Origin of the sequence: Chrysosporum bergii ANA360D, assembly GCF_029891735.1 — a bacterium.
In the GTDB taxonomy this organism is placed as follows: Bacteria; Cyanobacteriota; Cyanobacteriia; order Cyanobacteriales; family Nostocaceae; genus Umezakia; species Umezakia bergii.
Window position 1 is genome coordinate 34,846 of sequence record NZ_JANQDH010000016.1, and the last position, 21,657, is coordinate 56,502.

Sequence of the window (21,657 nt, forward strand, 5' to 3'; positions counted from 1 at the left end):
TCATAAACCTTGCTACATATAAGTAGCCTTTTTAGCCTTTTTTACTTAAAATCTTTCACAATATGACATTAACCAATACCATTCACTTTAGAAACTTACGAGGGGATTTATTCGGTGGACTAACCGCCGCCATCGTTTCCCTACCCCTAGCCTTAGCCTTCGGTGTCGCCTCTGGTGCTGGACCCGCGGCTGGTCTTTATGGTGCCGTGTGCGTCGGGTTTTTTGCCGCCTTATTTGGTGGGACACCAACCCTGATTTCTGAACCCACAGGTCCCATGACCGTAGTCATGACTGCTATTGTTAGTTCCATGGTAGCCAAGAACCCAGAAAACGGCTTGGCAATGGCATTTACAGTAGTTATGTTAGCGGGGATATTCCAGATTTTATTCGGAGTATTCAAGCTCGGTAAGTATATTACCCTCATGCCCTACAGTGTAATTTCCGGCTTCATGTCTGGAATTGGGGTCATCCTAATTTTACTGCAAATTGCTCCTTTTGTAGGACAACCCAACCCCAAAGGTGGCGTACTGGGAATGGTGCAAAATCTCCCCCTGCTGCTCACAAATATTAACCCTGTGGAAACAATCCTGGGTGGCATGACCTTAGCTATTATTTTCTTAATGCCATCTAAGGTCAAGCGCATTGCTCCACCTCAACTAGTAGCATTGGTATTAGTAACAATTGTTTCCCTAGTATTTTTCCCTGATGTGGAAATTAGACGCATTGGTGAAATCCCCATGGGACTGCCAAAATTGCAATTACCAATCTTCAACGGCTCACAAATCACAACCATGCTTGTTGATGGGGCAATGTTGGGAATGTTGGGTTGTATCGACACCCTCTTAACTTCAGTAATTGCCGATAGTCTAACTCGCACTGAACACAAATCCAATAAAGAATTAATTGGTCAAGGCTTGGGTAACCTAGTATCTGGTTTATGTGGCGGACTCCCTGGTGCAGGTGCAACCATGGGAACAGTAGTTAATATCCAAACCGGCGCCACAACAGCTTTATCTGGTTTAACTCGTGCCATAATTTTATTAGTTGTGGTTTTGTGGGCTGCTGGTTTAACTCAAAGCATCCCCATGGCAGTATTAGCTGGTATTGCCCTCAAGGTGGGGATTGACATCTTAGACTGGAGCTTTTTAAAACGCGCTCACCAAGTGTCCATCAAAGGGGCGCTGATTATGTACGGTGTCATGTTCTTAACCGTATTTGTGGATTTAATAGTTGCTGTGGGTGTGGGAGTTTTCATTGCCAACGTCTTAACCATTGAACGCCTTTCTCAGTTACAAGCTCAGGACGTGAAGACAATTACCGATGCCGATGATGCCATTATCTTGAATGATCAAGAAAAAGAACTACTCAACCAAGCCAACGGCAGAGTACTGTTATTCTACCTGAGTGGACCAATGATTTTTGGAGTTTCCAAAGCCATAGCTCGTGAACACTCAGCCATGGCAGACTCTGACGTGTTAATTTTAGACCTGAGCGATGTCCCCATGTTGGGTGTAACAGCTTCCTTAGCCATTGAAAATGCCATCCAAGATGCTCATGACCAAGGTCGGCAAATACTCATAGTTGGTGCAGCCGGCAAAGTCAAACGCCGCTTAGAAAAATTGGGTGTTATGAATTTTGTACCCCAACATAATTGGTTTCTCTCTCGTCTAGAAGCACTTAAGCAAGCCGTTGATGTAGTCAATGCCAATGGAGTCAGCAGTAAATAAACTACCGGGATTAGGAACTAACCCCTTACCTACTGCTGGGGATGTAGAAACTCCAGCATCAACAAAGTAGGGCGGGGTGTGGGATTCTAACAACACAGTTCATCGACACAAGAAACAAAAAGCATGATTCTTTCAGAATTAATACTTAACTCAATGGGGGAAAATCCTCTACTAGCCACCACCAACGAAGCCGAAAATGCCCCCATAGTCTTGGCTGGTGTATTACTCAGTTTAGTAGTCATTTATCTAGCCAGTAAAATTGGCGGTGAATTATCTAAAATGATGGATTTGCCCCCCGTTTTAGGTGAATTAATTGCAGGCGTAATTGTAGGTGCTTCCGCTCTCCATTTACTAGTATTTCCCGACAGTGGCGCAGCCGCCAGCGACTCCAGCATCATCACCATTTTGCAATTGATTAACCGCATCAGTCCCGAAGCAGTAACATCAATTTTTCAAAGTCAGAGTGAAATCATTTCCGTTCTGGCTGAACTCGGCGTGATCATTCTTTTATTTGAGATTGGCCTAGAGTCAGACTTAAAAGAACTAACCAAGGTCGGTTATCAAGCCGTCATTGTTGCTTGTGTAGGGGTGGCTGTCCCCTTTATGGCTGGTACTACAGGGTTAATTTTCCTATTTCATGCCCCCGTCATTCCAGCAATTTTCGCCGGTGCTGCCCTCACAGCTACCAGTATTGGTATTACCTCCAAAGTTTTGTCAGAACTTGGGCAGTTAAAATCTCGTGAAGGTCAAATTATTGTAGGTGCTGCCGTCATTGACGACATTTTAGGCATCATCGTCTTAGCAGTGGTGGCTAGTTTAGCCAAAACTGGTGAAGTTGATATTCTAAATGTCGTGTATCTCATTGTCAGCGCCACTGTATTCCTCATTGGTTCAATTATCCTAGGCAAATATTTCAATCAAAGTTTTGTAGCCATTGCTAATAGATTGCAAACCCGAGGCAATTTAATTATCCCAGCATTGATATTTGCCTTCTTCATGGCTTTTTTAGGCAACGCCATTCATTTAGAAGCCATCCTAGGGGCATTTGCAGCCGGTCTAGTTTTGGATGAAACAGATAAACGTAAAGAACTAGATGAGCAAGTTAAACCCATTGCTGATATTTTAGTACCAGTTTTCTTTGTCACAGTAGGGGCAAAAGTTGATCTAGGCGTTCTTAATCCCTTAGTTCCCAGCAATCAAGCCGGACTGATTATTGCTATCTTCTTAATCGTAGTGGCAATTATTGGGAAAGTTGTCACAGGTTGGTCAGTTTTCGGGCAAACTGGAATTAATAGGTTAGCAGTTGGCGTGGGAATGATTCCCCGGGGAGAAGTTGGGTTAGTATTTGCAGGCATTGGTGCCGCCAGTGGTACTCTTGACAAACCACTCCAAGCAGCGATCATTATTATGGTCATTCTGACAACCTTCTTAGCACCGCCTTTGTTACGCTTTGCCTTCAAACAATCCACAGACAAAGAATTAGAAAAAGCCAACCTAACAAGCTAAATACTGTTTTCAAATTTCCACAGATCATACCATTATCACCCAAACAGCAATTTTGTGTTAGAAGCGTGCATATTCGCAACCATATTGTGCGGATTCTTTGGTATTGTCCTAAAAAAGAACCTGGTGATGAAAATAATCTCTATGGATGTCATGAGTACAGGGGTTATCGCCTATTACGTACTCATGGCTTCACGAGATGGCTTATTCACACCAATAATTGTAGACAACATTGACAATCGTGCCTATGCCGACCCAGTTCCCCAAGCGGTCATATTGACGGCGATTGTGATTGGATTCTCCATACAAGCTTTAATGCTAGTGTGTGTCGTTAAGCTAGCACGAGACAATCCCACTTTGGAAAGCAACGAGATCGAAAAGAACAATACGCCATGAACATTATGACCGCGCCTGAGTCGGGCATAGCCATCAGTTGGATTGCACTACCCTTTTTTGTGGGGTTTGTTATTTATCTCCTCCCCCAACTAAACCGCTACCTGGCCTTGAGTATACCCCTAGTTTCCGCTGTATATGGGTTGCAACTAATCTTCAACCCATCGCAGTTAACACTAAACTTACTGGATAGTTTCGGGGTGACATTAGTAGTCGATCAGTTGAGCGGCTACTTTATATTAACCAATGCCCTAGTAACAGCTGCAGTCATTTTATATTGTTGGGGTAGTGATAAAACAGCTTTTTTCTATACCCAAATCATCATTTTACATGGCAGCGTTAATGCTGCCTTTGTCTGTGCCGACTTCATCAGTTTATATGTAGCCCTAGAAGTAATCGGCATTGCAGCCTTTCTGCTGATTGCCTATCCCCGCAGCAATCGCTCAATTTGGGTAGGCTTGCGCTATATGTTTGTCAGCAATACAGCCATGCTGTTTTATCTCGTGGGCGCAGTCTTAGTTTATCAGGCTAATCGTTCCTTTGCTTTTGCAGGTTTAGCCAATGCACCAAAGCCAGCGATCGCCTTAATATTTCTCGGCTTATTAACCAAAGGAGGAATCTTTATTTCTGGATTGTGGCTACCCTTAACCCATTCAGAATCAGAAACACCAGTTTCAGCCATGCTATCAGGAGTAGTCATCAAAACCGGAGTTTATCCCCTAGTCCGCTGTGCCTTGATTTTAGATGACATAGACCCCATAGTTAGGATGTTTGGAGTAGGAACCGCAATACTAGGAGTATTCTCCGCCATCTTTGAAAAAGATACCAAGCGGATGCTAGCCCTAAGCACCATATCTCAATTAGGCTGGATTCTTGCCGCTCCAGCCGTCGCCGGCTTTTATGCTTTAGCCCATGGTCTAGCAAAATCCGCCCTGTTTCTCATGGCTGGTGTGTTACCAAGTCGTAAGTTTCAGGAACTGCAAGAAAAACCCATAAACACCAAGTTATGGCTAGCCCTGGTCATTGCTAGTCTTTCTATGTCCGGCTTTCCCCTATTATACGGCTTTAGCGCCAAGATGTTGACCATCAAGAATCTACTCCCCTGGCAAACAATGATTATGAATATTGGCGCAGTAGGTACGGCGGTAGTATTTGCTAAATTTATATATTTACCCCAGCACAACCAAGACCAACAACAGCAACCAGCAAACTTACCGCCTAACTTCTGGTTAGCACTGATACTATTGCTAGGGGGACTGATGGTAGCAAACCTCTTGTATTACCAAGCCTATACTGTTGCTAATATCACCAAAGCACTCCTAACCATTGGGCTGGGATGGTTGACATATGATTTAATCATTTTTAACCGCGTGTTCACTTTACCCCGTGTACTTGAGCAATTTGAACATTTAATTGGGATGATGAGTTTGATGTTGCTCTTGCTTCTGGGGATGGTGTTGGCATGATTGGGCATCTTAATCTCATCTTACGATTAGCTATCTGGTTTTTACTCACCTCTGATGTGAGTCCAGCAAACATCATGATTGGCATCACCGTAGCACTTTTATTACCAGGTCGGCAAAAAGTCCCAGAATCCTTAAAAGATTGGCTGCGTGTCCTAGGTGAAGTCATAGTAGCCATTCCCCAAGCCTATTTAGAAGCATTTCAGATTATTTTGCGCCCCCACAACCATGAAGATGTAATTACAGAACGAGTTAAACCCCAACGGACACCCGGCTTAATTTTCCTAGATATATTTCTGATCACCTTTACGCCAAAAACTATTGTTCTGAAATACCAAGAACAAGGCTGGTACGCAGTACACCGGATTCAACGGAGGGAAAAAGTATGAATCTAGTGCTAATTGCTATGATTGTAGCTCTACTGATCCCCATGTACGAAGCTTGGCAAGACGATGATATTTGGCAAAAAATGTTAGCATTTGCCAGTATTGCCACCAAAACATCTATTATGATCCTCATGGTGTCTGTTTTACGAGATGATTGGATGATTGGCGTGGTGGGGATTATCATCCTCAGTGTGGGTAATGCCGGATTAATGTTATTAGCACATCTACTAAAACGCATGAGTGATTTATGATCCATTGGTTGAGTTATACCTGCATAGGTTTAGGAATGGTTTTTTGGTTTTGGGGTACTTGGCCCCTGATTGGCCATCGCTCAGTCTTATTCAAGCTGCACAGTCTTTCTGTAGCAGATACCCTAGGGTCAATGAGTATCATTGTCGGACTCTTACTCAAGATACCCAGTGAATGGCCGCTACTCATCCTCGGCATTATCTCTTTGGCTATCTGGAATACAGTATTGGGGTATGTATTGGCCTACTGTTCTAGTAGAGAAAATAACCATGAATGATATTTATGTCTACATTATCACTGCCCTACTGCCCTTATCTGCTTTCATGCTAGTACTTCAGGTCAATCCATACAATGCCCTAGTTATCCAGGGTATATTAGGGGCTGTAGCATCATTAGTATTTGCAGTTTTGGGAGCAGCAGATGTCGCTTTGACCCAGGCCTTAATGGGTACCCTATTAGCAATTACACTTTATGCCATTGCCGTCCGTTCATCTCTAGTCCTGCGTCTCGGTGTGCTGAAAGACGGTACTACAGAAGAACTAGAAACAGACTTTCAGCAGTTAATAAATGAACTGCGGGCTATTTTTGCTAAATATTATCTACGTCTCGAGTTAGTTGTCTACAGTAACAATCAAGCTTTAGAACGAGCCTTAACGGATAAAGATGTTCATGCTATCTGCACAGAGCTACCCCCTAGTGAGGACGAACAAAAAGGACTAGCTTATCATACTGTTACTAGAGTTCAACGTATTTATGAAATTATACAGGCTGATATTTCATCACCTATGACAATTTTAACCTATGTCAACCTACTGGATTCAGGAGAAAAACATTAAAATGAAATCAGTCAAATGGGTCTACATTGCTGCTGGTATGCTGCTGTATTTTATTTTAGTCATCATGCCCAACGAAAAATGGCAACTACCAGATATTTCCATTGTAGACACAGTAGTTAAAGATAGTGGTATACCTAATGCAGTTACAGGTATCATTCTCAGAAATCGTCTCTATGACACCATTTTTGAGGTAGTAGTATTTACAATTGCAGTAATGGGGGCCCGGTTTCTTCTGGCGGATGAAAGACCATTTTGCACCATCTATCAGTTTACCGATCAACCATCAATTGTTTTAGCACGTCTAGGGGCTACTATCTGCTCCTTAGTAGGTATCGAATTAGCTATTCGCGGACATCTCAGTCCAGGGGGTGGTTTTGCCGCTGGCGTAGCCGGCGGAACTGCTATAGGTTTAGTGGCAATTACTTCATCAACTGAGTGGATGCAGGCTATCTACAAGCGCTGGAATGCTGCCACATGGGAGAAGATTTCAGTTTTAGTTTTTATCCTATTGGCAGTAATTACTTTAACAGGGATAGAATTACCCCACGGTGATTTAGGAGCGCTTTTTAGTGGTGGAGTGATCCCAGTCCTAAATATATTAGTGGCTATTAAAGTCGCCCTAGGGTCTTGGGCAGTGATTTTGTTATTTATTCATTATCGGGGACTCTTGTAAAAAGTCAATCCACAGCCACACAGGAGTAATAGTTTGAGGTATTAGATCATATGGACAAATCCCCCCCTACCCAAATGCTAGAAAGCATTTATCAGGAATTACTACCTAAATTACAAATTGAAAGTATTAACCCACGTAACCCAATTAAAATCAGCCATATTCCAGCACCTTGGCAACCACTAGGAGCAGGAAACTATGCCGTCGTAGTTTATCACCCTGACTACCCTGACTGCGTGGTTAAAATTTATGCCCCTGGACGGCCTGGCTATGATGAAGAAGTGGAGGTTTATCGCCGTTTGGGTTATCATCCTGCTTTTTCTGAGTGTTTATATGCTAGAGACGATTTTTTAATTTTGAAACGGCTATATGGTACCACTCTCTATGATTGTATGCACTTAGGATTACCTATCCCTCAACAGGTAATCCTCGATATTGATGAAGCCCTCAAATATGCCGAAAGTCGCGGACTTCACCCCCAGGATGTCCACGGTCGTAACGTGATGATGTACCAAAATAGAGGTTTGGTTGTGGATATTTCAGATTTTCTCCACATAGAAAACTGCTCCAAGTGGAACGACTTAAAAAAAGCTTATTACTGGTTATATCGCCCCTTATTGTCTCCCCTGCGCCTGCGGGTTCCCTATTCTACTTTAGACATGGTTCGCAAGTTTTACCGGATAGCCACCGCTCTAAAAAATTCTGTTTATCTTCTAATCAGGAAATTACTGCGTTTGAGAAGTTAACTAGCAACTTTACAAATAACCATAATATGTGATAAATTCCCACTGCGGCTATAGTCAACAACTTGTAAACCAGCTTTTTCTATATCTTGGATCAGTTCGGGTAGCTGGTATTTATGATGTCTCCAAATAGTGATTTCCTCATTTTGGCTAAATTCTACATTATATTCCATGTCTAGTTGGCTAAAACTGATAGTATAATTTTTCTTAAACTTAATACTAGCAGTGATACTATCAGTTTCAAAATCATATTTTCTCACCAGTTGGCAGTGTTCAGGTTTAATCCCCAGGCTTTCTTGTATCCATTTATATATTCCTTCCACGTGATACTTACAGCCTCCCCGCGGGTCTTGATTCCATGTGGAATTAGAACCGATTTCATTAGTAAATATAAGTAAATCCAATTGATTCATACTGTTTTTTAAGTTTTGTAAAGCCTTATTTCTGTTTTGATGATTGCCAATGGTAACACCTAAATGTAAGAAGATGTTGGCTATGTGGTTGATTTCATCATCGCTAGATGTCGTTAAAATATCTAAAGGGATAGTTTGCTTTTCTATATCAACTCTGTGAGTGTGAATTTTTAGTGAAGGAAACCATTTCTTAATATTGGCTTGGGAGATTGATAAAAGTTCTTGGCTAATATCTAAAGCAATATATTGATTAATTTTGCCTAATTTGTGCAATTGAGCAAGGATCCCCTTTACCGGGTAAGAATTCCCAGCGCCTACATCTACTATATTAACCTTAGCAACCTTTTGATAACTACCATTAATATATAAAAAGTTTTGTTGCAATAACTCAACCTCCACATTTGGTTTTTGATACCACTTCGCGATGACGTGGTTTTGATAAAACTTATTCCAAATTTTCGCCCCTGTACCTTTATATGAGTATTTTAAGGGAATTTCTCGGTAAAGTTTTAAAGCTTCCATTAATTCTAAAACTTCTGTTGGGGAAAACACAGAATAAAATTCAGGGCTGGGTTTGGCTATAGCTGTCATAGAATAGTGAAATTGCTGAGACATGATTGTTAATTACTGTAATTACTGTAAGTTGGTTTACTTGGTTGGCATTTATGTTTTATTTGAGGGTATGATGTGGTTAATGTCTTAGTAGTGGTGGTAGTATTTAAAAAGAGGTGCTTAACTTTCCGTTAGAAAACACTGATTTGGTGGGAATAATAGTTTCATCAAAGTAAACACTAATGTTAGTTATGAGGTAAATCTATAATGACTACTGCTGGAGACCCATTACCCATGATTCCAGGGTATCGAATAACTTACCAACTATATGCAGGGTCCAAGACTTCAGTATATCAAGCTGTCCGGGAACAAGATCAACTTCTAGTGGTCATTAAAGTTTTATTTAGCGAATATCCCAGTTTTAACGAATTATTACAATTCCGTAATCAATATACAATTAGTAAAAATCTTAACCATCGTGCTATAGTTAATCCCATCGCCTTAGAAGCCTATGGTAATAGTTATATTTTGGTAATGAAAGATACAGGCTTCGTTTCTTTACGAGACTATATCAAAGAAACTCCCTTCTCTATGGTAGAATTTTTGGAATTTGGAATTAATTTTACCCATATTCTGGAGCATTTGGTAGAAAATCGTGTTATTCACAAAGACATTAAGCCAGCAAATATCTTGATTCATCCACAGACTAAAGAAATACAACTGATTGATTTTAGCATCGCTTCATTACTACCTAAAGAAAACCAAGAAATTAAAAGTCCTAATGTTTTAGAAGGAACCCTCGCCTATATTTCTCCAGAACAAACTGGTAGAATGAACCGAGGGATAGACTACCGCAGTGATTTTTATTCCCTAGGTGTGACATTTTATGAATTGTTGACAGGAGAATTGCCTTTTACTTGTGATCAACCAATGGAATTGGTACATTGTCATATGGCAAAAATCCCCCCCGCCCTGGGAAACAGAAAACGACCCATAGGGGATCAAGAACTTATTCCAGGAGTAATTGGCGATATGGTCATGAAGTTAATGGCTAAAAACGCCGAAGATAGATACCAGAGTGCTTTAGGATTAAGATATGATTTGGAAAATTGTTGTCATCAGTGGAAAAATACTCAGAAAATTGCATATTTTGACATTGGAAAGCGGGACCTGTGCGATCGCTTTTTCATCCCAGAAAAACTTTATGGGCGAGAAACTGAAGTCAAGAATTTATTAGCTACCTTTGACCGGGTCTGTAATGGTACAAGCGAGATGATTTTAGTCGCTGGTTTCTCCGGCGTTGGTAAAACCGCAGTAGTCAATGAAGTACACAAGCCCATTACCCGCAGACAGGGCTATTTTATCAAAGGCAAATTTGACCAATTTAATCGTAATATTCCTTTTTCCGCCTTTGTGCAAGCACTGCAAGACCTAATCAACCAGTTGTGGTCAGAATCCGATCAGCGATTACAGCAGTGGCGAACTAACATATTAGCCGCCCTAGGAGATAGTGGACAAGTTCTAATTGATGTCATACCAGAATTAGAAAAAATTATTGGTAAACAACCCCCCGTCCGGGAATTATCAGGTATTGCAGATCAGAACCGCTTTAATTTATTATTTAAAAAGTTTATTGAAGTCTTTACCACCGCAGAACATCCAGTAGTGATTTTTCTAGATGACCTACAGTGGGCAGATTTAGCCTCCCTAGAATTAATTAAACTCCTCATAGAAGATGAAAACTATCTGCTCTTGTTGGGAGCTTATCGAGATAACGAAGTACACCCAACTCATCCATTAATGTTGATCCTACATGAATTGCGGAAAACCACAAAAACCATCAATACTATTACCCTTAATCCTCTGAGTTTTGCTGACGTTAACCAACTAGTAGCTGACACCTTGAACTGTCCACAAGAGCGATCGCAGACCCTCACAGATTTAATTCAGAGAAAAACTCAAGGAAATCCGTTTTTTATTACTCAGTTTCTTAAATCCCTGCATCAAGATGGGCATATTAAGTTTAATACAAGTCAGGGTTTTTGGGAAAGTGATCTTACTCAAATTAAAGCCTTATCCATTACCGATGATGTAGTCAGGTTTATGTCCCAACAGTTACTAAAACTACCCAAACCAACCCAAAATGTGTTACAGTTAGCCGCTTGCATTGGTAATCACTTTGATTTAGCAACTTTAGCAGTTGTGTGTCAACAATCCCCAGTTAATACAGCCACTGATTTGTGGAAAGGTGTAGAAAATGGGTTGATTTTGCCCACTAGCCAGGTTTATAAATTCTTTCAAACAGAAATCATTGAGAGCCAAACAATAGTTCACGATCAAGGAGTCAATCTCACCTATCGATTTCTACACGACCGTGTGCAACAAGCCGCTTATGGTTTGATTCCTGACGAGGAAAAACAATTAACTCACTTAAAAATTGGACAATTACTTTTACATCATACGTCTCAAGAAAACTTAGAAAGTCGGATCTTTGATATTGTTAATCAATTAAATATGGGAATTGACCTAATTTCCCAACTTGGACAAAAGAAACAGTTGGCTAAATTAAATTTAAGAGCCGGCGAAAAAGCTAAACTAGCCACTGCTTACGATGCTGCGGTTACCTATTTACACAAAGGTTTGCTATTGCTAAGTAATAACTGGGAAAGTGACTATACTTTAACTCTCAAATTACATGAATTGTTAGCCGAGGCGCAATATTTAAATACTAATTTCGCATCCTCAGAAGAAATAATTAACGAAACTTTGACCTATGCTCAAACTTCACTCGACAAAATAAAAGTTTATGAAATCCAAATTCAATCATATACCGCTCAAAACAAACTAGTCGAAGCCATAAAAGTCGGACGCGAAGCCTTGGAATTATTAGGTATAGATTTACCTAACCAAGTTCACAGGGAAACTATTAACTTACAACACCAACAAATTAAAAATATTCTAGGCCATCGCCCCATAGAAAATTTAGCCAATCTACCCTTGTTAGTAGATTCTGTCCACCGTGCTGCTTTGCGAATTTTGGCTGGTTTATTTGCATCTGTATATTTAGCTCAACCAGAATTGTTACCTTTATATATATTCACAATGGTGAAAATCTGCCTGGAATATGGTAACTCTCCCCAAGCTGCTATTGCTTATAGTCTTTATGGCTTATTTTTATGTGCTAGCGGAGAAATTGACCGAGGATATAAATTTGGTCAACTAGCCACTATCCTCGTTGAGAAACTAGAAGCCAAAGAACTAAATAGTAAAATTAACTTGATTTTTGGTTTATTTGTCAAGCATTGGCAAGATTCCTTAAGCTCCACCTTACCAGTATTTTTAGCTGGTCTGAAAAGTGGATTAGAACATGGTGATATTGAATACGTGGGTTATTGTGCTAACTGTTACATTCAGTTTTTATTCTGTAGTGGAGAAACTCTCGAACTAGTAGAGTCAGAAGGTTACAAGTATGCTGAGTTAATAGCAAGTGTAAAGCAAGAATCAGCTTATATTTGGGTAAATACATGGCGGCAAACTGTAATGAACTTGCGCGGTAAATGTGAAAATACCACCATTTTAGTCGGCTCTTGTTTTAACGAAGCCGTCAGTTTACCCTTTTTAATTGAGAGTCAAAATATCAACGGTATTTGTTTTGTTTATTTAGCAAAACTCCTACTATACTATTTATTTGGCGATTATCAAAAAGCTCAAGAATACGCCGATAAATTTGGAGAATATGAACAAGGAGCCGCAGGTCTCTGGATTATTCCTTTAAAGAATTTTTATCAATCCCTGACTTTGCTCGCCTTGTACTCTCAAATGGATCAAGAAAATAAAACCGCTTCTCTCGTCAAAATTGCCAATAATCAAAAATTCATGAAAACATGGGCCCATCATGCTCCTATGAATTATTGGCATAAGTTTCACCTAGTAGAAGCAGAAACTTACCGCGTGCTAGGAAAAAATTATCAAGCCGGTGACTCCTACGACCAAGCCATTGCACTTGCTCAAGAATATAGCTACTTGCAAGAACAAGCCTTAAGCAATGAATTAGCCGCTAAGTTTTATTTGCAATTAAAAAAAGACAAAATAGCTGCTGGTTATATGCAAGAAGCATATTACTGTTATGCGCGCTGGAATAGCGAAGGGAAAATGAAAGATTTAGAAACCCGCTACCCAGAATTACTGCGCCCCATCTTAATTAAACCCAATCTGGGATTTAATCCACTAGAAACCTTGGCTGGTATAAGTCCTGGCGTTTCCATTCACGCCCCCAACACTGTCAAACGCAGTTCTAGCTCCAGTATTAATAACACTTTAGACTTTGCAGCCATCCTCAAAGCCTCTCAAAGCTTATCTAGTACAATCCAACTAAATGAACTACTGCACCAATTAACTCAAATTATTCTCCAAAACTCCGGAGCCGATTACTGTAGTTTAGTTTTACCCGATAGTCATAATAATTGGGGAGTAAAAGCCGTAGCCACAGAAACAACCACAGAACTTTGTTTTCAACCCCTCCAAAATAATCTTGATGCAGCCGTAAAGCTGATCCAGTACGTCAAAAATACTCAACAAATAGTAGTAATTGACGATCTTAATACAGATTTAGCAGTCATCGATGAATATTTAACCCAGCAGCAACCAAAAAGTGTATTATGTTTACCAATTCACAATCAAGGCAATTTAATAGGGATTTTGTACTTACAAAATAGCTCCACCAGTGGGGTGTTTACCAGCGATCGCATTATTATTCTTAATTTTCTTTGTACTCAAGCTGCGATTTCCTTAGAAAATGCGCGACTTTATCAACAAGCAGGACAAGCACTACAAGACCTACAAGCAGCACAGTTACAAATAATTCAAAACGAAAAAATGTTTGCTTTGGGTAATCTCGTAGCCGGTGTAGCCCATGAAATGAATAACCCCTTGGGGTTTATTTCCGCCAGTTTAGAACAGATAAAACCAATCATAAACGATATTATCACACACTTACAACTATATCAAAGCAGCCTACCCACCCCAGAATCGACACCCCAGAATCAGATCAACCAAAACCAAATTTTAGACCATGCAGAAGAAATTGATTTAGATTACATTTTAGCAGACTTGCCTAAAATGGTTAACTCAATAATTATGGCTTGCGATCGCCTCAAGAATATCAGCAATAGCCTCCGTACCTTTTCCCGCGCTGACCGAGATTATAAAGTATTATTTAATATCCATGAAGGCTTAGATAGCACCATCTTAATTTTAAAACATCGTCTCAAAGCCAATCAACGCCGTCCAGCTATTGAAGTCATCACAGAATATGGTGACTTACCCAAAATTGAGTGTTTTCCCGGTCAGTTAAACCAAGTATTTATGAATATAATAGCCAATGCCATCGATGCCTTAGAAGAATCTAATCATCAGCGCAGCTTTGAAGAAATTAAAGCAACTCCTAACTATATTTGGATTAAAACCAGCGTCATCAACGACCAAATACAAATTATTGTTGCAGATAACGGTGTCGGTATGAGTGAACAAATTAAACAGCGAGTATTTGATCATTTATTTACCACCAAAGCCGTCGGTAAAGGTACAGGTTTAGGCCTAGCCATCGCGCAACAAATTGTGGTAGAAAAACATAATGGAACTATCAAAGTCAACTCCACACCAGACCTAGGAACAGAATTTATCATTACTTTGCCCATAGCGGTATGAGTAGCGGTATGAGTAACACCGGCTTCTAGCCGGTATTCAAACCAAAGCACCATCGCAGCATCAACAAGCCTACATTCTCTCATTCTCTCATTCTCTCATTCCACATTCTGCACCGTATATCATGCAACCAGGGAATAAATTCCCTGTCTAATAGCTAAAGTCGGTTAAAACCGACTATTTTTTGGTAAATTCTCATGTTGATCAATCTTTCCCAAACCGATAACTGCTTATAGGTAACACCGGCTTCTAGCCGGTATTCAAACCAAAGCACCGTGCAACCAGGGAATAAATTCCCTGTCTAATAGCTAAAGTCGGTTAAAACCGACTATTTTTTGGTAAATTCTCATGTTGATAAATCTTTCCCAAACCGATAACTGCTTATAGGTAACACTGGCTTCTAGCCGGTATTCAAACAAGCAAGATGCTTGTGTTACCTGGACTGAACCAAATTCAGTCGGTCTCAAACCGACTTAAGCTTTCAGCCGGGGAATTTATTCCCCGCGGTAATCGCAGCATCCAAAAAAAAATTTTCAATACCTGAATAAACCTGAACTTTTATGTATTGACATTCTCACTCCAGATGTGTACTGTGTTTGAGGTACTGTCACAATGAGGATGTTTACCATGACCAATCAAGCTGTTAGCCTATTTCTTGAAAAAGTTGCCGCAGACGAACAACTCCAAAGCCAGTTAGCTAAAGTGCTGGAATCAGCAGAAGATGCAGAAGGTGCTGACCGAGAAGCGGCTGTTGGGTTAGCGAAAGAACATGGCTTTGATTTTACCTCGGAAGAACTCTGGGCTGAAATTAAAAGGCTGAAATTCAATGTTGAGGATGAGGAGTTGGAAGCTGATCTTCAAAGGCGGCTGAAATTGGTTGAATTGGTTGTTGAGGGGAAGGAGTTGGAAGCGATCAGCGGTGGTATTAAGTTTAGTTTTTAAATTCGTTTGTTATATCGAATTGGATGAGATAGCAGGAATGCAGTTACCAATATACAAGGGGGGATGGCAAATGTCAACCCCCCTTTAGTAATCAATTCCATTCCCCGCGATTTGGGTAGTTATTCCCCGCGATTGGCTTCGCCCCTGGAGTAGGCGATCGCATCAACAAGCCTACATTCTCTATATCTATATTCAAGCCATCGCCTAATAGTTGATAAATCTTTCCCAAACCGATAACTGCTTATAGGTAACACCGGCTTCTAGCCGGTATTCAAACAAGCAAGATGCTTGTGTTACCTGGACTGAACCAAATTCAGTCCGTCTCAAACCGACTTAAGCTTTCAGCCGGGGAATTCATTCCCCCCCCCGCAATCGCAGCAACAAGCCTACATTCTCTCATTCTATATTCTACATTCTATTGTCTTATTACTCAGCAACAGTCCACCAAGCTAAACCATAAGGTTGAATTGCTCTGTTGACCCGGCGGCGAAAATGAACACGAATTTTATAATTACCAGTGTGTGGAATAGGACAAAAAATATGCTCTACACTGTCAATTGCACTCACAGAAGCACAAACCACCGCAGCAGTAGCGTTGTGAGTATCTGCTCTCATTAAGTATAAATCCAAATCATTTAAACCGCGATCGCCAAAACCTTCACCTATATCATATTGGTTATTTTGATTAACATCATTTAACTCTACCAACCGATTCCATGTGAGAGTAACACTCGCAAAACTCCCTTTTTTCAAAGGTTTATCCAAAGAATAATCCACCGTATTTGACCATTCTAATACGCCATAATTCCAACCAATACCTGGGACCCACCCCATTGGTGACCATTGACCAGCGCTAAACTGCTCATAAGCACGAAAAGTATTTAAATGACCAGTTCCCATTTGAGCATCCAAAGGAATTTGGGGACTTTTATAAGCATCCGAAGCCAGCCAACTTTGATTTTGTTTATCAATTAAAGTGCGAGTCATACCCAGATACAAGCCATCCCCATTATCTTGGATCTTGTCAGCCGAATTTAATAATACAGCCTTCATCACCTGATGACGACGAGCATCAAGAGACCAATTAACAGACCGATTAAATTGTTTTTTGTGTAGCTGTCGGTCTGCGAATTCCTGCAACAAAGCCACACTAGCCGTCACTTGAGGAGCAGCAAAACTTGTACCCGTCACCTTGTTTAACTTACCATCAGGATTGAGCATAGGAATATTACTTCCAGGTGCTACCAAACCGATAGAACGACGACCATCTACATTAAACTCCTTACCAGCCAACCGAGCAGTAGCTCCCTCATTAACAGCAGCTAGATTAGAAACATCAACCTTATTAAAAATCCCCCTCCTAGCAGATGAAAAAGCAACATTAATTCCATTATAATTATCCGTAGGTATAGGAATACCACCCCGCCCTTGATTACCCGCCACCACATATAAAACATCATGAACCCGGCTAGACCAGTCAAGACATAAAGTCAAAAGAGCCTTACCGTCCAGCACCGGGTCAGGGCGTTCGTCACGCTTCAAAGGTTCACCAAAACTAAAATTAATAGCGCGCACATCATTAGTATTTTGGTTAGCTATATGTTGAGCAGTTAAACACTCCTCCGGCTGTGCTACCTTACTAGTAAGACCCACAGCTGAAGAATACAAACGCGCCCCAGGTGCGACCCCCCGAAAAGCCTTATCCTGACTAACCATCACACCAGCCACATTATGAGCGTGTGAGTCCACACCCATATCAGACTTAGCCGGTTTATCCCGCAAAAAAACCCCCGACAAAGACACAGACCGATTTTGAGATACTGCTTTATCCCATCCAAACATACCCGGACGGCCAATTTCCACCTGACCAATAGCCACCTTTCGCCCAAGTAAATTATAAGGAGGTTCGTGTAACTTCAGAGCATCAATACCATTACCGCCCAAAGCAGTATGTACAGCCGAAGCAAATACAGGGACAGTCAAACAACAAGCAGTTAATGAGCAAACGACCCAGCCCAGATTGTTTATCATATTAGCCATACTTCAACAGTTACTTTTAATTCCTTATTAGTTAATTGTTTATCAACCATATAATCAACCATATAACTTGACCTCCCTCACAGGATGGGATCAAACAAATCAGCTTTTGCCCCATATTTTGCCCCATATTTTGTTACAATGCCTACAGACGAGAACGCTATAAAACCCACTAACCATGACCAACAACTCATCTCAAAAGCCCATTGTGATTGCTCCATCTATCCTCTCCGCCGATTTTAGTCGCTTAGGCGAAGAAATCCGTGCAGTAGATACAGCAGGAGCCGACTGGATTCATGTTGACGTAATGGATGGTCGTTTCGTACCCAACATTACCATAGGTCCTCTGGTGGTGGAGGCCATTCGCCCAGTAACAACCAAGCCACTAGATGTTCACTTAATGATTGTAGAGCCAGAAAAATATGTAGAAGACTTTGCCAAAGCAGGAGCTGATATTATTTCCGTACACTGTGAGCATAACGCCTCGCCCCACTTACACCGCACCCTAGGACAAATCAAAGAATTAGGTAAACAAGCAGGAGTCGTACTTAACCCCAGCACCCCCCTAGAGCTAATCGAGTACGTTCTAGACCTGTGTGACCTAGTGCTAATCATGAGCGTTAACCCCGGTTTTGGTGGTCAAAGCTTCATCCCCGGCGTATTACCAAAAATCCGTAAATTGCGCCAAATCTGTAACGACAAAGGATTAGACCCCTGGATTGAAGTAGACGGAGGACTAAAAGCAAATAACACCTGGCAAGTTTTAGAAGCCGGAGCCAACGCCATTGTCGCAGGTTCAGCCGTATTTAAAGCCAAAGATTACGCCCAAGCCGTCTCATCTATTCGTAACAGCAAACGTCCTACACCAGAACTAGCAACAGTCTAACACCACCTAGTACCAAACTGTTATTATTATAGTCCAAGCAGGATGCCCCTCCATGTAACACAAGCATCCTGCTTGTCCATGTAACACAAGCATCCTGCTTGTCCCAATACCCCCTAGAAGCCTAAATTCCCCGTCTCAAAGCTCAAGTCCCTTAAAACAGACTAATATGACATTAGCAAAAAAATCACTAAATATATTATGAAAAATACAGTTTCTATTGGTCAATAATAAATGAAATCATTAATTATTCATGTAGTCGGGGAATCCAGCCGGGGAATCCAGCCGGGGCAACCGGGGAATAAATTCCCCGTCTCAAAGCTGAAGTCCGTTAAAACGGACTAATACGACATTAGCAAAAAAATCACAAAATATATTATGAAAAATACAGTTTCTATTGGTCAATAATAAATGAAACCATTAATTATTCATATAGTCGGGGAATCCAGCCGGGGAATCCAGCCGGGGCAACCGGGGAATAAATTCCCCGTCTCAAAGCTCAAGTCCGTTAAAACGGACCAATATGACATTAGCAAAAAAATCACAAAATATATTATGAAAAATACAGTTTCTATTGGTCAATAATAAATGAAACAAGCAGGATGCTTGTGTTACCAGTCGGTTTTAAGCGACTTAAGCTATCAGACAGGGAATCTATTCCCTGGCTCCCCCCCACCGATCGCCAATCCATCGCACAACAAATCAAACAACCGAGATCCTTGTATCCAAACTCCCCACCAACCCATAAAACCAGTCGCTTCTGACCGACTTTAGCTATTAGACAGGGAATTTATTTCCTGGCTGTCTTGTACATCTATCAGTTATCGGTTGGGGAAAGATTATTCAAAAGGGGGGTTGACAATTTGCCTTCCCCCATCGTATGCTGTGTTTTAGTGAAATTCAAGATATCATGTTTCAGCTAGCCGCTGGTGGTTTGCTGCCTGGTCTGTTGGTTTAGGTTTATAAGCCTCTACTGGTATCGAGGGTTATAGTGTTCCATTTGGATGTAGGCGACGTATAACTCTTGGGATTCGATGCGACAACTGTTCTCATCGAACTACGTCCACTGTTTGCTCTACTACCAGCCGTTAAGTATATTGCTTCTGATTGGCTCAACTCTTGAAACCCAAGAGCTGCTTCGTTTGTTTCTGTTTTCATGGTTCTTTGCTCCCTGGCGGAATGTATAAGGGGATGGAGGATTTGGATTTATTCCGATTCCTCACGTTTCAATAATATACCTGTTTTTTGAAAAAAGCAACACTTTTTTTGGATTGTTTTGAATTTTTTTGATGTAAAAAATTAGCTATTTGTTGGACAGTATACTTGACTTCACATAGCGAATGTGAATCATGAAATAAAAAATTAAAATAAATGAAAAAAACTGGTAATTGTTAACCAGATTACTTGACTAAAACAGAGAAATGTGAATAGTAACACAAGCATCCTGCTTGTCACCCTATCCAAAAACTCAAATCCCTGAAAAACTAATATCCCCTACCCATACCATCAGCCATGCGACAAATTAATCAATAGTTTATTACCAAGTAAAAAATGTAGAAAATCCATACAAACAGTCGGTTTTAACCGACTTTAGCTATCAGACAGGGAATTTATTCCCAGGCTCCCCCCCCCACCGATCGCCAACCCATCCCACAACAAATGAAACAAGCAGGATGCTTGTGTTACCAGTCGGTTTTTACCGACTTTAGCTATTAGACAGGGAATTTATTCCCAGGCTCCCCGCCCACCGATCGCCAACCCATCCCACAACAAATCAAACAAGCAGGATGCTTGTGTTACCAGTCGGTTTTTACCGACTTTAGCTATTAGACAGGGAATTTATTCCCTGGCTGTCTGCTGGCTGCTGACCGATCGCCAACCCATCCCACAACAAATGAAACAAGCAGGATGCTTGTGTTACGAAAAAAAACAGGGGGACAGGGAATAATATATAATACACACACCCCACACACACCAGCACATGAACAGCAAAAAAAAACTGATAGAAGTAGCCCTACCCCTAGAAGCCATCAACAGAGAATCAGTTAGAGAAAAATCCATCAGACACGGACACCCCTCCACACTACATCTATGGTGGGCTAGAAGACCCTTAGCTGTTTGTCGAGCCGTATTATTCGCCTCATTAGTAGATGACCCTTCCAGTCACCCAGATAAATTTAACAAAGAAGAAGAACAGGATAAAGAAAGACAGCGTTTATTGGATATCATCGGCAAAATTATTACAGTAGAAAAAAAAGGTAAAACCGAACAAACAGTCAAAGGTTTAGTATCTTGGGATCCCGACAACCACCAAGAAGTTATGACCACAGCCCAAAAAGAAATAGCCCGTTGTCTAGCCTGGAGCCGCAACGAAACACCACCCAGCACCAGAGAAGAAATTACCGCATACTTACAAAAATACGCACCCCCCGTATATGACCCCTTTTGTGGTGGTGGTTCCATCCCCTTAGCAGCTCAAGGTTTGGGTTTAGCAGCTCATGGTAGTGACATCAACCCTGTAGCAGTACTAATTACCAAAGCATTAGTGGAAATACCACCAAAATTTAAACACCTTGCCCCAGTCAACCCAGACAGTCAAAACAAACTAAAAACAGCCCAATGGTACAATAGCCAGGGACTAGCGGAAGATGTCCGCTATTACGGGCAATGGATGCGAAAACAAGCCATACAGCGCATAGGCAAATTATACCCCCAAGTCAACCTACCGCCAGAACATGGAAACGGGAGTGCAACAGTCATCGCCTGGTTATGGGGGCGGACTGTGAAATGTCCTAACCCCGGTTGTGGAGCGCAAATGCCCTTAGTCAGTTCCTTTAAATTATCTACTAAAAAAGGTAAAGAAGCCTGGGCCGAGCCGGTGATTAACCGCAGCCAACAACCACCAGTTATTACTTTTCAAGTGAAAACCGGTCAAGGAGAAGCACCAGAAGGAACCATGAACCGTAAAGGTGCTGTTTGTATTTGTTGCCATACACCAGTACCCTTTGACCATATCCGCCAAGAAGGGAAAGCAGGAAGAATGACAGCCCAATTAATGGCTATAGTGGCAGAAGGACAAAAACAACGGGTTTATATTTCCCCAGATGATGATCATGTTCAGGTCGCTTGGTCAGCACAACCACAATGGAAACCAGAA

17 protein-coding genes are annotated in these 21,657 nt (G+C 41.2%); 14 read left to right on the forward strand and 3 right to left on the reverse strand.

Features of this window, described 5'->3' with window-relative positions:
* Window positions 1-62 precede the first annotated feature (62 nt).
* The 10 genes from bicA to NWP17_RS02565 all read left to right on the forward strand — a co-directional run bounded on the left by bicA (window position 63) and on the right by NWP17_RS02565 (window position 7,973).
* Window positions 63-1,727, forward strand: coding sequence for a bicarbonate transporter BicA (bicA, locus tag NWP17_RS02520; protein WP_280653339.1), 1,665 nt, complete (start codon window positions 63-65; stop codon window positions 1,725-1,727).
* 123 nt (window positions 1,728-1,850) lie between these two features.
* On the forward strand, window positions 1,851-3,233 hold the full coding sequence (locus tag NWP17_RS02525) for a cation:proton antiporter (RefSeq protein ID WP_280653340.1): 1,383 nt from the start codon (window positions 1,851-1,853) through the stop codon (window positions 3,231-3,233).
* Window positions 3,234-3,287: 54 nt separating this feature from the next.
* Window positions 3,288-3,626, forward strand: a complete 339-nt coding sequence (locus NWP17_RS02530; RefSeq protein WP_280653341.1) for an NADH-quinone oxidoreductase subunit K — start codon at window positions 3,288-3,290, stop codon at window positions 3,624-3,626.
* Window positions 3,623-5,089 (forward strand): cation:proton antiporter, encoded by a 1,467-nt coding sequence (locus NWP17_RS02535; protein WP_280653342.1) that lies wholly within the window; start codon window positions 3,623-3,625, stop codon window positions 5,087-5,089. The genes NWP17_RS02530 and NWP17_RS02535 overlap by 4 nt, the downstream gene beginning before the upstream one ends.
* Window positions 5,086-5,475, forward strand: coding sequence for a Na+/H+ antiporter subunit E (locus tag NWP17_RS02540; RefSeq protein ID WP_280653343.1), 390 nt, complete (start codon window positions 5,086-5,088; stop codon window positions 5,473-5,475). Before NWP17_RS02535 ends, NWP17_RS02540 begins: the two co-directional genes overlap by 4 nt.
* Window positions 5,472-5,723, forward strand: coding sequence for a hypothetical protein (locus tag NWP17_RS02545; protein ID WP_280653344.1), 252 nt, complete (start codon window positions 5,472-5,474; stop codon window positions 5,721-5,723). Before NWP17_RS02540 ends, NWP17_RS02545 begins: the two co-directional genes overlap by 4 nt.
* A complete protein-coding gene (locus NWP17_RS02550; protein WP_280653345.1) occupies window positions 5,720-5,998 on the forward strand; it encodes a monovalent cation/H(+) antiporter subunit G in 279 nt (92 codons plus the stop codon). The genes NWP17_RS02545 and NWP17_RS02550 overlap by 4 nt, the downstream gene beginning before the upstream one ends.
* A complete protein-coding gene (locus NWP17_RS02555; RefSeq protein ID WP_280653346.1) occupies window positions 5,991-6,557 on the forward strand; it encodes a DUF4040 domain-containing protein in 567 nt (188 codons plus the stop codon). Before NWP17_RS02550 ends, NWP17_RS02555 begins: the two co-directional genes overlap by 8 nt.
* Before the next feature lies 1 nt (window position 6,558).
* Entirely contained in the window at window positions 6,559-7,230 is a 672-nt protein-coding gene (locus NWP17_RS02560) for a Na(+)/H(+) antiporter subunit B (protein ID WP_280653347.1), read from the forward strand.
* Window positions 7,231-7,280: 50 nt separating this feature from the next.
* Entirely contained in the window at window positions 7,281-7,973 is a 693-nt protein-coding gene (locus NWP17_RS02565; RefSeq protein WP_280653348.1) for a serine/threonine protein kinase, read from the forward strand.
* On the opposite strand, the gene NWP17_RS02570 is transcribed toward NWP17_RS02565, so the two are convergent.
* Entirely contained in the window at window positions 7,970-8,998 is a 1,029-nt protein-coding gene (locus tag NWP17_RS02570; RefSeq protein WP_280653349.1) for an L-histidine N(alpha)-methyltransferase, read from the reverse strand. The two genes, NWP17_RS02565 and NWP17_RS02570, sit on opposite strands and share 4 nt — an antisense overlap.
* 204 nt (window positions 8,999-9,202) lie before the next feature.
* Here NWP17_RS02570 and NWP17_RS02575 point away from each other — a divergent pair, with 204 nt between their 5' ends.
* A complete protein-coding gene (locus NWP17_RS02575) occupies window positions 9,203-14,641 on the forward strand; it encodes a trifunctional serine/threonine-protein kinase/ATP-binding protein/sensor histidine kinase (protein ID WP_280653350.1) in 5,439 nt (1,812 codons plus the stop codon).
* Between the two features lie 624 nt (window positions 14,642-15,265).
* Window positions 15,266-15,580, forward strand: coding sequence for a Nif11-like leader peptide family natural product precursor (locus NWP17_RS02580; protein WP_280653351.1), 315 nt, complete (start codon window positions 15,266-15,268; stop codon window positions 15,578-15,580).
* A 91-nt stretch (window positions 15,581-15,671) separates the two neighbouring features.
* Here the strand turns inward: NWP17_RS02580 and NWP17_RS02585 are convergent, their stop codons facing one another.
* Together NWP17_RS02585 and NWP17_RS02590 are read right to left on the reverse strand one after the other, a co-directional pair.
* Window positions 15,672-15,809: a hypothetical protein gene (locus tag NWP17_RS02585; protein WP_280653352.1), complete on the reverse strand. Its 138-nt coding sequence runs from the start codon at window positions 15,807-15,809 to the stop codon at window positions 15,672-15,674.
* Window positions 15,810-16,006: 197 nt separating this feature from the next.
* Window positions 16,007-17,611: a S8 family serine peptidase gene (locus tag NWP17_RS02590; protein ID WP_280653356.1), complete on the reverse strand. Its 1,605-nt coding sequence runs from the start codon at window positions 17,609-17,611 to the stop codon at window positions 16,007-16,009.
* Between the two features lie 184 nt (window positions 17,612-17,795).
* On the opposite strand from NWP17_RS02590, the gene rpe reads away from it, so the two are divergent.
* Together rpe and NWP17_RS02600 are read left to right on the forward strand one after the other, a co-directional pair.
* A complete protein-coding gene (gene rpe, locus NWP17_RS02595; RefSeq protein WP_280653353.1) occupies window positions 17,796-18,503 on the forward strand; it encodes a ribulose-phosphate 3-epimerase in 708 nt (235 codons plus the stop codon).
* A gap of 1,978 nt (window positions 18,504-20,481) precedes the next feature.
* The coding region (locus NWP17_RS02600) for a DUF1156 domain-containing protein (RefSeq protein WP_280653354.1) at window positions 20,482-21,657 on the forward strand (1,176 nt) is incomplete at its 3' end.

What these genes read in the sequence shown, in the direction of transcription:
- NWP17_RS02575 (WP_280653350.1), top strand. Translation starts at nt 9,203, where the DNA reads ATGACTACTGCTGGAGACCCATTACCCATGATTCCAGGGTATCGAATA.
- NWP17_RS02565 (WP_280653348.1), top strand. Translation starts at nt 7,281, where the DNA reads ATGGACAAATCCCCCCCTACCCAAATGCTAGAAAGCATTTATCAGGAA.
- NWP17_RS02570 (WP_280653349.1), bottom strand. Translation starts at nt 8,998, where the DNA reads ATGTCTCAGCAATTTCACTATTCTATGACAGCTATAGCCAAACCCAGC.
- NWP17_RS02525 (WP_280653340.1), top strand. Translation starts at nt 1,851, where the DNA reads ATGATTCTTTCAGAATTAATACTTAACTCAATGGGGGAAAATCCTCTA.
- NWP17_RS02590 (WP_280653356.1), bottom strand. Translation starts at nt 17,611, where the DNA reads ATGATAAACAATCTGGGCTGGGTCGTTTGCTCATTAACTGCTTGTTGT.
- NWP17_RS02550 (WP_280653345.1), top strand. Translation starts at nt 5,720, where the DNA reads ATGATCCATTGGTTGAGTTATACCTGCATAGGTTTAGGAATGGTTTTT.
- NWP17_RS02535 (WP_280653342.1), top strand. Translation starts at nt 3,623, where the DNA reads ATGAACATTATGACCGCGCCTGAGTCGGGCATAGCCATCAGTTGGATT.
- rpe (WP_280653353.1), top strand. Translation starts at nt 17,796, where the DNA reads ATGACCAACAACTCATCTCAAAAGCCCATTGTGATTGCTCCATCTATC.
- NWP17_RS02560 (WP_280653347.1), top strand. Translation starts at nt 6,559, where the DNA reads ATGAAATCAGTCAAATGGGTCTACATTGCTGCTGGTATGCTGCTGTAT.
- NWP17_RS02545 (WP_280653344.1), top strand. Translation starts at nt 5,472, where the DNA reads ATGAATCTAGTGCTAATTGCTATGATTGTAGCTCTACTGATCCCCATG.
- NWP17_RS02540 (WP_280653343.1), top strand. Translation starts at nt 5,086, where the DNA reads ATGATTGGGCATCTTAATCTCATCTTACGATTAGCTATCTGGTTTTTA.
- NWP17_RS02580 (WP_280653351.1), top strand. Translation starts at nt 15,266, where the DNA reads ATGACCAATCAAGCTGTTAGCCTATTTCTTGAAAAAGTTGCCGCAGAC.
- bicA (WP_280653339.1), top strand. Translation starts at nt 63, where the DNA reads ATGACATTAACCAATACCATTCACTTTAGAAACTTACGAGGGGATTTA.
- NWP17_RS02555 (WP_280653346.1), top strand. Translation starts at nt 5,991, where the DNA reads ATGAATGATATTTATGTCTACATTATCACTGCCCTACTGCCCTTATCT.